The organism is Brucella anthropi ATCC 49188, from assembly GCF_000017405.1.
GTDB lineage: Bacteria > Pseudomonadota > Alphaproteobacteria > Rhizobiales > Rhizobiaceae > Brucella > Brucella anthropi.
This window is the reverse complement of sequence record NC_009668.1, coordinates 1,283,967-1,298,443: the sequence shown is the minus strand read 5'-3', so window position 1 is coordinate 1,298,443 and position 14,477 is coordinate 1,283,967. Positions and strand designations below refer to the sequence as shown.

The following is a 14,477-nucleotide window of genomic DNA, read 5'->3' as shown; positions in this document are numbered from 1 at the left end:
AAGGCAGAATTGGTCCAATCCAGAAGAAATACGGAAATGGACGGTAAAACATGGATTTGAATTTCAGTGTCGGCGGATGGGCGGATGTTGTGGTCAACTACATTCTCGACCACTTTACGCCCGCGCTCGATATGATCGCAGCCGCCATCGGTTTTGTGACTGACGGTATTCAAAACGCTCTTCTCGCAGTTCCGCCGATAGGTGGGGTCGCAATTCTTACACTGCTCGCGCTGTGGCGTGTGGGGTGGAAGTTCGCGATATTCACGGCTCTCGCATTGGGCCTTATCATCCACATGGAATTGTGGACGGGCACTATGGAAAGCCTCTCTCTGGTGCTGGCATCGACGGTTATTGCTGTCGTGATCGGCATTCCGCTTGGCATCGCCATGGCGCGCAGCGATACAGTCGCCTCGATTGTGCGCCCGGTGCTCGACCTCATGCAGACGATGCCCGCTTTCGTCTATCTCATTCCGGCAGCAATGTTTTTTGGCCTCGGTGCCGTGCCCGGAACAATTGCGACGGTGATTTTCGCCATGCCGCCGGTTGTGCGTCTGACCAATCTTGGTATCCGGCAGGTACATGCCGAATTCGTTGAAGCCGGGCTGGCCTTCGGCTGCACATCACGGCAGCTTCTGTTCAAGGTGCAGCTTCCAAACGCCATGCCCTCGATCATGGCCGGCATCAACCAGACGATCATGCTGTCGCTTTCAATGGTGGTCATCGCGTCGATGATCGGTGCGGGCGGCCTCGGCAATACAGTGTTGACCGGCATCCAGCGCCTCAATGTGGGCCTCGGCTTTGAAGGTGGCCTTGCAGTGGTCATTCTGGCGGTCATTCTCGACCGCATTACCCAGAGCTTCGGCAAGGGCGGAGCCGGATTTTTCAAAAGGCTCGCATCTTTAAGAAAGGCGGCGGACACTCAGTCCGCCTCGTCCTTTCGCAAGCAGGAAGCATGAAGAAAGCCAAAATAACCAAGAATAACCCAATAATAACAATGGGAACTGATACCAATCGAAAAGGAGAAGCTATGTTAGGCAAACTAACCAAATTCGGTCTGGCGGCAGTTGTGGCGGGAACGATGACCATGGGCGCAGCATTTGCGCAGGACGGCAAGCCGGTGAAGATCGGCTGGGCACCTTGGTCGGATGCTGAGTTCGTCACCAAACTTGCCAAGAAACTGATCGAAGACAATCTCGGCCAGAAGGTTGAGCTGGTTCAGACGGACGTGGCCCCACTTTATCAGGGCGTGAGCCGTGGCGATATCGATGCCATGATGATGGCCTGGCTGCCGGAAACGCACGCCGATTACTATGCACGCGTGAAGGACAAGGTCGAAGACCTAGGCCCGCTCTATGAAGGTGCAAAGCTCGGTTGGATTGTTCCGGCTTACATCCCGGAAAGTGAGATCAGCTCCATTGAAGACCTGAAGAAGCCGGAAGTTCGCGAGAAGCTGAAGGGCGAAATTCAGGGCATCGATCCGGGCGCAGGCCTCACTCGTCTATCGCAGGAAGCGATCAAGAAATACGGGCTGGACTACAAGCTCAATATTTCGAGTGAAGCGGCCATGCTGACGACAGTTGACCGCGCCACACGTTCCGACGGCTGGTTCGTGGCAACCTCATGGAGCCCGCACTGGATGTTCGGCAAGTACAAGCTGCGTTACATTGCCGATCCTGAAGGCGCACTGGGTGGTGCCGAACATATCGACGCCATTGCACGTAAGGGCTTCAAGGAAGACAATCCGAAAGTTGCTTCATTGCTGACCAAGATGAGCATTCCGATCAGCGAGCTCGAAGCTGCGATGTTCGATGCGCAGGAAACATCCTATGAGAAGGCCGTCGATAAATATATCGCGGACCATCCGGACCGCATCAAGGAATGGCTGGCTGAGTAATCAGCTCCGTAAGAAAGCCCCGGGAAACCGGGGCTTTTTCATATCCTATCCTCTTCGAGCGATCAAAATGCCCGATATCACGATGATGCCGCCCAGAGCCTGCAACATGCCGATAGGTTCCGACAGGATAGTCCAGGCAAGAAACGCTGCGACAACCGGCTGCAGAAGCAGGGTGAGTGACGAGAACGATGCCGGAAGATAGGCGAGGGCATAAGCAATCATGCTCTGGCCTGCGGCATGAGTTACCCATGCGAGGCCTGCAAGAATAAGCCATCCATAGAGCGTGGCAGGCAGTATCTGACCTTCCATGAAATACGCAACCGGCAGCGAAAAGACGGCTGCAATCGCGCTGCTCCACAGCATGATGCGCATGGTGGAAAAGCGGCTGCGCAAGCGGCCAACCGAGAGAATGTAACCGGCATAGAAGACTGCGGCCAGAAGCGCCATCGCATCGCCGGACGATTGGGACTGGAGAAGCTCGCCCGGTCCACCCTTTAGCACGACGACGCCAATGACCGCGACGGCAAGGCCGATCATGAAAGACGTGCTCACGCGCGAGTTGAAAAGCAACCAAGCGCCCAATGTCACGAAAATCGGCGCCATATTGGCAAGCAGCGTGGCATTTGCAACGGATGTCATGTGCAGCGACAAGTGCCACGCGCCGAGGTCGAAAGCGATAAACAGGCCTGGCAGGGCGAGGCGCAAACAGTCGGACAGCGTGAGCGGGGTAGTATCCTTTTCGTCGCGCCGTTCGCGACCATCCATGAGCAGAAGCGGTAAAACTGCGAGTGCAAGACGCCAGAAGCCTGTTGCGAGCGGACCCACCTCGGAAAGTCGGACAAAGATCGGCGAGCTGCCAATAGCGATTCCGCCAACGATCAGAGCGGTCATCGCCAGACGTTGCGCATTGGTAGGAGCGGGGTTTGCGGCGGTGGTATGCGACATTCTCAAACTCAAGGTTGCGCCGAAATCGTTCTGCTGCCCGCGCAATGCACGCAGCTAAAGAGTGACTGCCGGCTTTGGACTGAACTGGTCGTGGAGAAAGTCGAGCACATTTCTTTCACCATCCACGTTCTGAATATTGTCCGTCATGTCGCAAAAGAATGGGAACGAAGAGAATTTTGCCCGCGACATTGCTATGACGCGGGCTTGCTTATTCCTCTTTGAGAGAGGCGTCCAGCATTGGGTTATCGCAGAAACCGGAAATTTCATCACGTTTCTGTTCGACACATCGTAAACTATATGAAAAAGCGCCCTCAAAAGGCGCTTTTCCAATTATCAACGAGAATAGGGCGAATAGCACTGTCTGCGCGGCCCATTATAGGGCTGGAATGTATTGTCCGAGGAGCGATAGGATTTATAGCGGTTATAGCACCACTGAACATGCGCGTTGGACATCCTCGGTGCACGATAAACGGGGCGAGGCTGACTTACGGCACCGCCAATGATGGCACCTGCGCCGAAAGCTGCCAGCGGATACCACCACCCGTCATTATAGCGACGATAGCCATGACGATAATGCCGATAGCCGCGATGACCGTTCCAGTATCCCGGCCGGTGGGGCCTATGGCCATTATAGTGACGTGGCGGGCGGCGATGATCGCGCACCTGTTCCACATTATGATTGATGACCGGACGTTCCAGATTCAAAGGCGCTGCCATTGTCGGCGCGATGGACGTCGCTCCGAAGATCACGGCGAACGCACCGACACAGGTCTGTTTGAAGATATTCACGTGCAACCCTCCGTCTTAGGTGATTAAGGTAAACGCTTGAAATATCGATTTGTTCCCGCTTCTCTATAGGCGGAAAGCCGGGTTTTCGCTATTTTGGGCAGGCCTGAATGTTGCGCAAAATGAAAGGGAGCAGGCTCCTCCCCAAGAACCTGCTCCCCAATGCATCGCCCCCCGCCATAGGTGGTGCGATGCTTACTTCTATGGCCCTCGCCGAGCCTGAATTCAGCGTGTCAGACCTTACCTTCGAGTGCAGCATTTAGCAACTTCAACGCGCGTTCTTTTGTCAATTCAATCGGGTTGCCGCCAGCGGTCGGATCGACGATAGCCATCTCGGCAATCAGGTCTTTCCGGGCGTCATCCATTGTGAGGCCTTTGATGAATTCGGGCAGCGTATTGGGGACGCTCAAATCGCTCCGCAATTTCATGACTGCTGCCAGAAATCCGTCGAACCCGCCCTTGATGCCGAGATAATCGGCAAGCCGTTCTATACGCTTTTCGATGGCAGATCGGTTCTGAAGCAGGACATAGGGCATGAAAACCGCATTCGTCATGCCATGATGGGTATCATAAAGGGCACCGATGGGATGCGACAGGGAATGGATTGCACCAAGCCCTTTCTGGAAGGCTGTTGCACCCATTGCGGCCGCTGCCATCATGTTCGCACGCGCTTCAATATTCTTGCCATCGGCATAGGCGGTGGGAAGGTTTTCAAGAACCAGACGGATACCCTCCACCGCGATGCCATCGGCCATCGGATGAAATCCCGGAGCGCAATAGGCTTCAAGGCAGTGTGCCAGTGCGTCCATGCCAGTGCCCGCAGTGATGAAAGGTGGCATTCCGGTGGAAAGCTCAGGATCGGCAATGACTGTGATCGGCAGCATCTTGGGATGGAAGATGACCTTCTTGGTATGGGTCGCTTCGTTGGTCAAGACACCTGCACGGCCAACTTCCGATCCGGTGCCAGCGGTCGTGGGCACGGCAATGATCGGGGCAATTGCTTTGCTGTCAGCGCGCGTCCACCAGTCACCAATGTCTTCGAAATCCCAGACCGGTCGTGTCTGCCCTGCCTGAAAGGCAATCAGCTTGCCGAGGTCGAGCGCTGAACCACCACCAAAAGCGATGACGCCATCATGCTTGCCGCTTTTGAAGACCTCAACGCCCGCATAGAGATTGCTTTCGACCGGATTAGGTTTGACGTCGGAGAAAACCCCGTATTTCACACCAGCTTCATCCAGAATAGCGAGCGTGGACGCCACCACTGGAAGTTTTGCCAGACCGGGGTCAGTCACAAAGAGCGGATTCTGAATGCCAGCGGCCTTGAGGACGACAGGCAATTCCTTGATGCGGCCTGGGCCAAAAAGCACGGTGGTGGGGAAATTCCATTTGGCAGTCAAAGTGGTCATGTCGATTGCTTTCCAGAAATTCAATTCAGATCAGATTTTCTCACGCAGGTGGAAGGATTTCGGTCGCGTGAGATTGCCGTAGCCGATGGGTGACAGGGCAGCACCCTTGCCAGTGTCTTTGACCCCGGTCCAGACAAGTGCGGGGTCGAGATAATCGCAGCGGTTCATGAAAACCGTGCCCGTTTCGATGCGGTCACCGAGAGCGGCAGCGTGGTCCGTATCTGCTGTCCAGAGCGAAGCTGTAAGGCCGTAGATGCTGTCATTCATGAGCGCGAGAGCTTCCTCGTCATTGCGTACTTTCATGATGCCGACGATGGGGCCGAAGCTTTCTTCACGCATGACGCTCATCTGGTGGTCGACATTGGTGAGCACTTCCGGCGCGACATAGGGAGAGCCCGCGCGATCATTCTCGACGCTCATATTGACGTGGGTCTTCGCACCCTTGCGCAACGCTTCCGCCTTCTGCTCGCGGATGAGATCGGCAAAGCGCGCCTGCGCCATTGGTCCAAGCGTCGTTGAGTTATCCAGCGGATTGCCGACGACATATTGCTTCGTCAGGTCGATGAAACCATCGACGAAGCGGTCATAGACTGCTTCATGAACATAGATGCGCTCGATCCCGCAGCAGCACTGGCCGGAATTGAAAAAAGCACCATCGACCAGATTGGCGACGGCATGGTCCAGATTGACATCAGGAAGCACATAGGCCGGGTCCTTGCCGCCAAGCTCCAGCCCGAGTGTCATGAATGTGCCTGCAGCAGCCTTTTCGATGGCGCGCCCCCCGCCAACCGAGCCGGTGAAATTCACGTGGTCAATTGTGCCGGATGCAAGCAACTTTTCCGTCGATGCGTGATCGAGAACGATATTCTGGAATACACCCTTGGGCAGCCCGGCCTTCTCAAACGCTTTTGCAAAGCGTTCACCAGCCAGAAGCGTCTGCGTGGCATGTTTGAGGATCACAGTGTTCCCGGCCATAAGTGCGGGAATGATTGTGTTGACGGCGGTGAGATAGGGATAGTTCCACGGTGCAATCACCAGAACCACGCCAAGCGGCACGTGCTTCACATACCGACGGAAACCATCCTTCTGTGTGGGCACATAAGGTTTCAGCGCCTCTTCGGCGATATCGATCATATATTGGCCGCGTTCCTGCACGCCGCCATTCTCCCCGCCGTAACGGGTCGGGCGCCCCATCTGCCATGCGATTTCAGGGATAATCTCTTCCTGCATCCCGGCAAGCGCATCCAGTGCGGCCCGGCAATAGCGCGCGCGCTCAGCAGTACTCAACTGAGCCCAGCCTGTTTGCGCAGCGCGCGCTGCCGCCACCGTCGAGGCGATTGCAGCCTCATTTAAAAAAGGACGCTCGGCATATACCGAGCTGTCTATCGGAGAGATGATCTTGGCCGTGCCGCTCATCTGCAGTTTCCTCTGAAGTCTGGCATTGCGTTATTCATTTCGGGACCGGTCACGCGGGTCAATAGCGCTCGAAACCGCGATGTAGTTCCCAGTCGGTCACGCGCCGGTCGTATTCGATCTGCTCCCAATGGGCGGTGTGGACATAGTGGTTGACCACAGCGTCCCCAAAAGCTTCCTTGAGAAACGACGAGTTCTTGAGCGCCTGTGCGGCCTCCCGGAGCGTGTAAGGAATTTCCTTGAGTTTGACCGCACTATAGGCATCGCCGACAAAGGGCTCATCAAGTTCCAGTTGTTCATCTATGCCTTGCAAGCCCGATGCGATAAGCGCTGCAAAGGCCAGATATGGATTGAGATCAGCACCACCGATGCGGCATTCGATGCGGATGCCTTTCGTACCTTCGCCGCAAAGGCGGAAACCTGCAGTGCGGTTATCCTGGCTCCACATGATTTTCGTCGGCGCAAAAGTGCCTGCCTGAAAGCGCTTGTAGGAATTGATGTAAGGCGCCAGGAAATAGGTGTAGTCGGTGGCGTATTTGAGCTGTCCGGCCACCCAGGAACGCATGAGCGGCGTCATAGTGTATGGGGCTTTCGGATCAAAGAAGAGCGGTTCCTTGCCATCGGCGCTCCAGATGGAATTATGCACGTGGCTGGAGCTTCCAGCCTTGCCGTAATCATACTTGGCCATGAAGGTGATGCATTTGCCGTGTGCTTCGGCGATTTCCTTCATCGCATTCTTCATGATGACATGGCGGTCTGCCATTTCGAGCGCTTCGGCATAGCGCACATTCAGTTCTTCCTGTCCCGGACCCCATTCGCCCTTGGAGTTTTCGACCGGAATTCCCGCTGCCGCGAGCTGGTTGCGCATTGCGCGTAGAACCGGTTCCTCCTTGGTGGTCAGGTGGATGACATAATCCTGCACGTAAGGAGATGCCGTTTCCATATCCTGCCAGTGCTTTGCGCGGGCTGTCTTATAGGTCTCGTCAAAAAGATAGAACTCAAGCTCAGACGCGAAATAGGCGCGATAGCCGCGCTCGTGCAGGCGCGCGAGCTGTTTCTTGAGGATAGCACGCGGGGAATGCGCCAGATCCTGATGGTCGTGATGATCGAGCACGTCGCAAAGCACGATGGCGGTCTTTTCCAGCCATGTGGCGACGCGCAAGGTCGAAAGATCCGGCTTGATGACAAAATCACCATAGCCCTTGTCCCATCCGGCGGCCTCATAGCCCGGCACCGGCTCCATATCGATATCGTCGGCAAGAAGATAATTGCAGCCGTGGGTCTCGTCGTAACCAGATTCCACGAAAAACTGCCCGTAGAAGCGTTTGCCGATCAAGCGTCCCTGCATGTCCACAAAACATGCAAGAACCGTATCGATTTCATCATTCGCAACGGCTTTTTTCAATGCATCGAAAGTCAATTGTCCGGCCATTTATGCTCGCTCCAGAACGGAAAAAAGTGATGGACGCGGCACAGTGTGCCGCGTCCAAAATCCTTAGGCATAACGGTAAGGTGCGCCCGCACCTCGCATGGTTTCCTGATATTTTTTCAGAATTGCGACAACCTTCGCATTTCTCTCGCTCTTGGTTGCGATTTCATCCCAGAACTGTTCAGCAGCGTCCTCGATCTGCTTCCATTCCGATTCCGGAATAGTTGTCAGTTCCAGCTTCCCACCGGTGGTGCGATAGTGAGCTTCGCCCCACCAGTACCAATGCTGGCGATAATAATGCGATGAGTCCATTGCCAGCTTGAAGAGCGTCTTCAGGTGATCCGGCACGGCGTCCCATTTCTCGGTATTCGCGAAATAGGAACCGGCCCATGCGCCGTTGATATTGTTGGTCAGATAGTACTTGTTGATGTCGGCCCAGCCAACCGTATAGGCCTCGGTCGCGCCACACCATGCAACGCCGTCGAGTTCGCCAGTCTGGATAGCGACTTCAATATCTTCCCACGGCAGCGTGACAGGCACGACGCCGAATTTGGTCAGGAAGCGGCCACCGGTCGGGAATGTGAAGACCCGAAGTCCCTTTAGGTCAGCAACGCTGCGGATCGGCTTGGTGGTTACGAAATTGCACGGGTCCCAGGAACCGGCGCTGAGCCATGTGACGCCCGGAATTTCCTTATAGGCTTCCTCCCAGATTTCATTGAGTCCGTACCAGTTGAACAGGGCAGGCACATCGAGGCTGTAGCGCGATGCAAAGGGGAAATAAGCCCCAAACACCGCGACATCGACTGGTGACGCCATCGAGTCGTCATCACTTTGCGCGGCGTCGATTGTGCCGGACTGAACCGCGCGGAACAGCTCACCCTGCGGCACAAGCTGGTCGGCAGTATAAAGTTCGATCACCATCTCGCCATTGGCAGCCTTGTTGAAGGCGTCGATAGACGGCTTGATGACGTGCTCTGCAAGTGCCGGACCTGCATAGGTCTGGAGCCGCCATTTGATCGGGCTCTGCGCCCTCACATATGGCGTTGCAAGCGTGCTTGCACCCAGCGCGCCAACGGTCGTCAGCCCGGCTTTCTTGAGAAAATCGCGTTTGTTAAGCTTGCTATTCTCACTCATGCCCATTCTCCCACTCTTGTTTGAGTTCACCCTTTATGTGTTCCGGTCTAGCCGTTCTGGCTCTTGTCACCGGCTTATGCGCATTCTCCCGTAATTATCGTCATCGTCCGGTGTACCAGTTGGGCAACCACATCGCGATCTGCGGAAAGATCATCAGAAGAATGATGGTCAGCACCATGAGGAAGAAGAACGGTACGATTGAACGATAGATGTCTATCAGCGTGACTTCCTTCGGGGCCAAGGCCCGCATCATGAAGAGATTGTACCCGAAAGGCGGCGTGATATATGCGATCTGGCAGGTGATCGTGTAGAGCACACCGAACCAGATGGCGTTGAAGCCGAGGCTCTTGACCAGCGGTATGTAAAGCGGTGCCACGATGACCAGCATTGCCGTGTCATCGAGGAACATGCCCAATATGATGAACGAAAACAGCATCAGTATCAGGATTGTCCAGGGCGACAGATCGAAGGTGTTCAGCAACACGCTTTCAATGGCTTTCACCGCTCCGAGGCCATCATAGACCGATGAAAAGCAGAGTGCAGCCAGAATGATCCAGAGGAACATGCAGGTGACGGTGAGACTGTTCCGTGACGTGGTTTCCCAGACAATCTTGTTGAGGCGTCCAGTGAAAAGCGCGGCAAGCGTTGCAAGCAATGCGCCGACGGCCGAGCTTTCAACAAGGCTGGTAACGCCGGTGAGGAACAGGCCCATCATCGCGCCGAAGACCACGAGTGGCAGAATGCCTGCGCGCAGCGCGACGAAGCGGTCGTGCCATGTGATCCTGTCCAGTTCTTCTTGTGGCAAAGTCGGTCCGAGCTCGGGCTGGAGGCGGCAGCGTATGTAGATATAGATCGCAAAGAGCGCGGCCATGAGAAGGCCGGGACCAATCCCTGCGAGCCAGAGCTGCAATACCGGCTGCCGGGCAATCATCGCATAAAGTACCAGCACGACGCTTGGCGGAATAAGGATACCAAGTGAACTGCCAGCCTGAATGACGCCCGTTACCATAACCTTGTTATAGCCACGCTTGAGAAGCTCTGGCAGTGCGACGGTAGCGCCGATTGCCATGCCTGCAACGCTCAGGCCGTTCATGCAGGAAATAATGACCATCAGGCCGATCGTACCCAGTGCCAGACCGCCGCGAATGCCGCCGAACCACACGTGGAACATGCGGTAGAGATTGCTGGCAATGCCCGATTCCGAGAGCATGTAGCCCATGAAGACGAAGAAGGGCACAGTGATAAGCGGATACCAGTTCAGCACCGCAAAGGTGGCATTATACGGCATCTCGAACGAGCCTTTGCCCCAAAGCAGGAGAGCGGCGAGCGAGCCGACAAAACCGATCACGCCGAATACGCGCTGCCCGGTCATGAGCAGCACCATCATGGTTGCAAACATGAAGAGCGTTATGAATTCCGAACTCATATGTGATGCCCTTCCTCAATGGCAGGACCCGCGATGGTGCTGATCGGCTGTCCACGCAGGGAGGCCCAGTCCTTGAAGAAATTGGAGACGCACTGCAGCAGCAGCAGGAGAATACCGACAGTCATGATGAGCTTGATCGGCCAGAGAAGCGGCGCCCAGGCGGTATAGTTCTTCTGGCTGTAAACGATGGCGTAGTTGGTCGATGAAATGCCACCGGCGACCATCACACCGAGATAGAAGATGATGAACAGGATGGTGATCATGTCGGTGATCATTTTCCTGCGCGGTGAAAGACGGTCAAAGAACAGGTCCATGCGCACATGTGCGCCCTGTTGCATGGCGTATGCTCCACCGAGCAGATAGTAGGCCGAGAGCAGAAACTGGGACATTTCCAATACCCAGTTGACCGGTACGCCGAGAACAACACGCGAAAAAGTCGAATATAGAAGGCAGGCGCCGAGCACGAAGAAGAGATACATCGCGAAGCGCCCGACATAGTAATTCACTGCATCAACATATTTGACGAACAGTCTGATCGGCTTCGGCATTTCCCGCTCCTTCAGGCTTTCTGTTCTGTGTTGCGAGGGTCAATTGCTTTCGCAATGTCCCTCAATATCGTTGCGAGTTTTTCGGCCCAGGCAATCTGTGCCGGACCATCGGCAATCTCATTGTTGCGAAGTTCGATCATCACGCAGGGCGCGTTGCGCGGACGCGCGTGCCGCTCCAGCGTGTAATAGACGCGATCGGCTGGTGAATAGGGTTCGTTGACGCCGACATTGAGCGCTGGATCTTTCCTCAGTGCGGCGATCAACGGCTTGCCGATCCGGTCATCTTCGTCGTGGATGATGCCGATCGGCCAGGGACGGGGGACGTCGCGATAGATGGGCGTGAAGGAGTGGATCGTCACGATCCACGATGCCTGTCCTCGTCGCGCACGCTCTGCAATCACGTGTTCGACAGCAGTGTGGAATGGCCGATGTGAAAGATCGATACGTGCCAGACGTTCCATGGAATTGAGCACGTGATTTCCGGGAACCACGGTCGTCTCGCTGATTTCCGGAATGAGGTCGTGAGCGTCGAGTGGACGATTGCAATCGATCAGCAGTCGCGAAAGCTGGCTTTCGACGAGCGGCGCGTGAAGGGACGAGGCGAGATGCCTTGCAACTTCCACTGCGCCTGGATCCCACGCGATATGTGCCTGCAAGGCATCTCCCCCCAGACCGAGCCCCTCGAAAGTCTCGGGAATGAAGTTGGATGCGTGCTCGCAGACAAGAAGATAGGGACTTTCCCCATCCTTGTTGAAGACAGAAACAGGCTCGCACGAAGCCGTGCGATGTTCTCGCTCGTCCGTCATTCTGTTTGTTCCCCGCGCTGTAACTTATGTTACGTTTTTTCCAATTATGCGCTATTGCGGATTATTTGATACGTCCTATGATTATTTGTCAAACACAATTTCGCCCAAATTCAAAAAGGGCGTTCAGGAACGGGAAGTGCTGTGCCGGTGCATGCAAGCGTTGCGGAACTGATCAATGAACGGATCGATACGATGCCAGCGGGCGAGCGTAGTGCCGCCCAGACGCTGATCGCCAATTACCCGATGCTGGGACTAAAAACTGTCGCGGAGTTTTCCGGCTTGGCCGGTGTCAGCTCCCCAACGATATTGCGCTTTGTGAACAGGCTCGGGTTTCAGAGCTATCCTGATTTTCAAGCGCGCTTGCAGGATGAACTCGCGGCTCAACTGCAATCACCGCACCACCGCAACGAACAGCCGGGAACCGGGCGAGACACAGCCTATCCGGCGGTGGAACATACGCTTGAGAATATTCGTGAAAGTTTCCGGCATTTGGGTGCAAAGCAGTTGCGGCAGGCCGTGTCGGCTTTGAGTGACGCCAAGGGCAATGTCTATCTGATTGGCGGGCGCTTCACTGACCCCATTGCGCAATATATGGCGGCGCATATGACGGTCATTCGCCCGCATGTCTTTCACTTGGGCGGACAGGAGAGCGTGTGGCGTGACCGTCTTCTCGATATGGGAAAGCGCGATGTTCTGGTGGTTTTCGATATTCGTCGTTATCAGGACAGTCTTTTGAAACTGGCTGAGACGGCAAGGTCACGAGGCGTGGAAGTCATCCTCGTGACCGACCAGTGGCTTTCACCGATTGCACGCGTGGCGCGCCATGTTCTGGCGGGACGCACGGCCGTACCGTCAGCCTGGGATTCTTCGGCAGCGCTCTTTGTGCTGGCGGAAACGGTCATTCGCGAAATGACCAGAATGCTTGAAAAAGACAGTGCCGCCCGCATCGCGGAACTTGAAGGATTACGCTGAAAGGGTTGTCGGTACGCGTTTTATTCCAACCCACAGGCCCGTAGAAACAGCGCCGAAACCTCTTTCTCGATCCTTTCGAGATCGAGCGGTTCGTCCTTGTCGAGTTCCATCATGCTGCGAACCTGCGTTTCAAAGTCGGCATAATGCTGGGTGACGGCCCAGATATGCATCTGAAATAGTAGGGGATCGACAGGTTTGATCCGACCATCATCCACCCACGACTGGATGAGTTTCACTGCATTATGGGTCGCTGCGACGTGCTTTTTCCAATGGCGGCTCAGATAAGGTGCGCCATTGGCAATTTCTGTGGTGAAAAGGCGCGAGGCTTTGGGGCTTTTCTGGCTATATTCGAGCTTGGCGCGGATATATTGGCGGATCACCTTGGCAGGGTCGTCTTCGGTACTGGCCCCGAGGAATATGTCTTCCCATTCTTCGAGGATGTAGACGATGATATCCTCGTAAAGCTCTTCCTTGCTCGAAATATAGTAGTGCAGTTGCGGCTTGGTGAGACCGGCGCGGTGCGCAATGCCTTGCGTGGATGCCCCCGCAAGGCCTTTTTCGGCAAATTCATCGATTGCGGCAGCCCGTATTGCACCGAGAATGCGCCGCCTGCGTCCGAGAACCTTGTCCCGTCCGGTCAGTTCGGTGTCGTCATTCCCGTCGCCGTTGTTCATTCATGCCTGCCGCGATTGAGGAGGGGTTATTGCCCCAGCTTTTTCTTGATGTCGAGCCCCACGCCCTTGTTTACGAAGGCATCGGTCGCGACCTTGCTCATGTCGAGTTCGTCGCCGCTGACAATCCCTGCCTTGCGGGCGAGTTCGTAGAACGCCTTGACGCGATCCATCGAGATTGCCCCAATTCCCTTTTCGAGCGTATCGCCACTGTCGATAAGCTGAAGGTTCTTGATCCGCTCCAGTTCCGCATCGAGCGTTTCTTTGCTCATATCCGGATTGTCTTTCAGGATCCGTTCGTAGGCTTTGCTGCGGTCGCCGTAGAGGAAATTGGTCCAGCCTTCCACGGAAGCGCTGACGAAGCGCTGTACCAGATCAGGGTTCTTTTCGATCAGATCCTGACGGGTTTCGATTGTATTGCCGTAAGTGCTGTAACCGTAGTCGGCGAGGAGATAGGTCGTAACCTTAGCGCCTTCCTTTTCTGCATAGATCGGCTCGGCGGTCGCATAGGCCTGCTGCACGACTTTCTTGTCGTTAAGGAACTGGGCGAGGCTATAGCCATAAGGGCGCAGCTGTTCGTCCTTGAAGCCGAAATCCTTGACGAGCCATGGCCAGAACGAGAACTGGCCGTCCTTCGAAATCAGGATCGTTTCGGCATTGGCCAGGTCCTTGAAGTCCTTGTACGCACCTTCATGCGCCATCAATGCCTGCGGATCCTTCTGGTAGAACGCGGCAACAACCGTCGTCGGCACGCCGTTGGCGACATTGTTGAACGACAGTAGCAAGTTTCCGGTCAGCAGGAAGTCGAGACGACCTGCAGCAAGCATCGGGCGATTGTTGACCTGCGGTCCGCCCATTTCGATTTGCACATCGAGGCCGTATTTTTCATAGGTGCCATCTGCGACAGCCTGATAGAAACCGCCGTGACCGGCTTGTGCGAGCCAGTTGGTACCGAGCGTCACCTTGTCGAGCGCATAGGCCATCTGTGCAGAAAGGCCCATGGAAAGTGCGGCCAACGCCGCAACCAGTGTCTTTTTCATTTGGTTC

The 14,477-nt window shown here is 55.4% G+C and carries 14 protein-coding genes; 3 read left to right on the top strand and 11 right to left on the bottom strand.

Annotation, left to right across the window (positions count from 1 at the left end):
• Positions 1-50: 50 nt before the first annotated feature.
• Both OANT_RS20055 and OANT_RS20050 read left to right on the top strand, forming a co-directional pair.
• On the top strand, positions 51-956 hold the full coding sequence (locus tag OANT_RS20055; protein WP_010659073.1) for an ABC transporter permease: 906 nt from the start codon (positions 51-53) through the stop codon (positions 954-956).
• A gap of 71 nt (positions 957-1,027) precedes the next feature.
• Positions 1,028-1,894, top strand: coding sequence for a glycine betaine ABC transporter substrate-binding protein (locus OANT_RS20050; RefSeq protein WP_010659072.1), 867 nt, complete (start codon positions 1,028-1,030; stop codon positions 1,892-1,894).
• Between the two features lie 45 nt (positions 1,895-1,939).
• On the opposite strand, the gene OANT_RS20045 is transcribed toward OANT_RS20050, so the two are convergent.
• The 9 genes from OANT_RS20045 to OANT_RS20000 form a co-directional block, all read right to left on the bottom strand.
• Positions 1,940-2,839, bottom strand: coding sequence for a DMT family transporter (locus tag OANT_RS20045; protein WP_012093242.1), 900 nt, complete (start codon positions 2,837-2,839; stop codon positions 1,940-1,942).
• Positions 2,840-3,172: 333 nt separating this feature from the next.
• Positions 3,173-3,628, bottom strand: a complete 456-nt coding sequence (locus tag OANT_RS20035) for a BA14K family protein (protein ID WP_012093240.1) — start codon at positions 3,626-3,628, stop codon at positions 3,173-3,175.
• Positions 3,629-3,858: 230 nt separating this feature from the next.
• Positions 3,859-5,031: an iron-containing alcohol dehydrogenase gene (locus OANT_RS20030; RefSeq protein ID WP_012093239.1), complete on the bottom strand. Its 1,173-nt coding sequence runs from the start codon at positions 5,029-5,031 to the stop codon at positions 3,859-3,861.
• A 30-nt stretch (positions 5,032-5,061) separates the two neighbouring features.
• Entirely contained in the window at positions 5,062-6,447 is a 1,386-nt protein-coding gene (locus OANT_RS20025; RefSeq protein WP_012093238.1) for an aldehyde dehydrogenase family protein, read from the bottom strand.
• Between the two features lie 58 nt (positions 6,448-6,505).
• Positions 6,506-7,876, bottom strand: a complete 1,371-nt coding sequence (locus OANT_RS20020; RefSeq protein ID WP_012093237.1) for a glutamine synthetase family protein — start codon at positions 7,874-7,876, stop codon at positions 6,506-6,508.
• Between the two features lie 63 nt (positions 7,877-7,939).
• Positions 7,940-9,007, bottom strand: a complete 1,068-nt coding sequence (locus OANT_RS20015; RefSeq protein ID WP_012093235.1) for a TRAP transporter substrate-binding protein — start codon at positions 9,005-9,007, stop codon at positions 7,940-7,942.
• Positions 9,008-9,107: 100 nt separating this feature from the next.
• The gene (locus OANT_RS20010) at positions 9,108-10,433 is read right to left on the bottom strand and encodes a TRAP transporter large permease (protein ID WP_012093234.1); all 1,326 of its coding nucleotides are present in this window, start codon (positions 10,431-10,433) and stop codon (positions 9,108-9,110) included.
• Entirely contained in the window at positions 10,430-10,981 is a 552-nt protein-coding gene (locus OANT_RS20005) for a TRAP transporter small permease subunit (protein WP_010659063.1), read from the bottom strand. Before OANT_RS20005 ends, OANT_RS20010 begins: the two co-directional genes overlap by 4 nt.
• Positions 10,982-10,992: 11 nt before the next feature.
• On the bottom strand, positions 10,993-11,787 hold the full coding sequence (locus OANT_RS20000; RefSeq protein ID WP_012093232.1) for an N-formylglutamate amidohydrolase: 795 nt from the start codon (positions 11,785-11,787) through the stop codon (positions 10,993-10,995).
• A 192-nt stretch (positions 11,788-11,979) separates the two neighbouring features.
• Here OANT_RS20000 and OANT_RS19995 point away from each other — a divergent pair, with 192 nt between their 5' ends.
• Positions 11,980-12,759 (top strand): MurR/RpiR family transcriptional regulator, encoded by a 780-nt coding sequence (locus tag OANT_RS19995; RefSeq protein ID WP_231771610.1) that lies wholly within the window; start codon positions 11,980-11,982, stop codon positions 12,757-12,759.
• Between the two features lie 20 nt (positions 12,760-12,779).
• Here OANT_RS19995 and OANT_RS19990 read toward each other — a convergent pair whose 3' ends face one another.
• Both OANT_RS19990 and OANT_RS19985 read right to left on the bottom strand, forming a co-directional pair.
• Positions 12,780-13,433: a TetR family transcriptional regulator C-terminal domain-containing protein gene (locus OANT_RS19990; protein ID WP_012093229.1), complete on the bottom strand. Its 654-nt coding sequence runs from the start codon at positions 13,431-13,433 to the stop codon at positions 12,780-12,782.
• 26 nt (positions 13,434-13,459) lie between these two features.
• Entirely contained in the window at positions 13,460-14,470 is a 1,011-nt protein-coding gene (locus OANT_RS19985; RefSeq protein WP_012093227.1) for an ABC transporter substrate-binding protein, read from the bottom strand.
• Positions 14,471-14,477 lie beyond the last annotated feature (7 nt).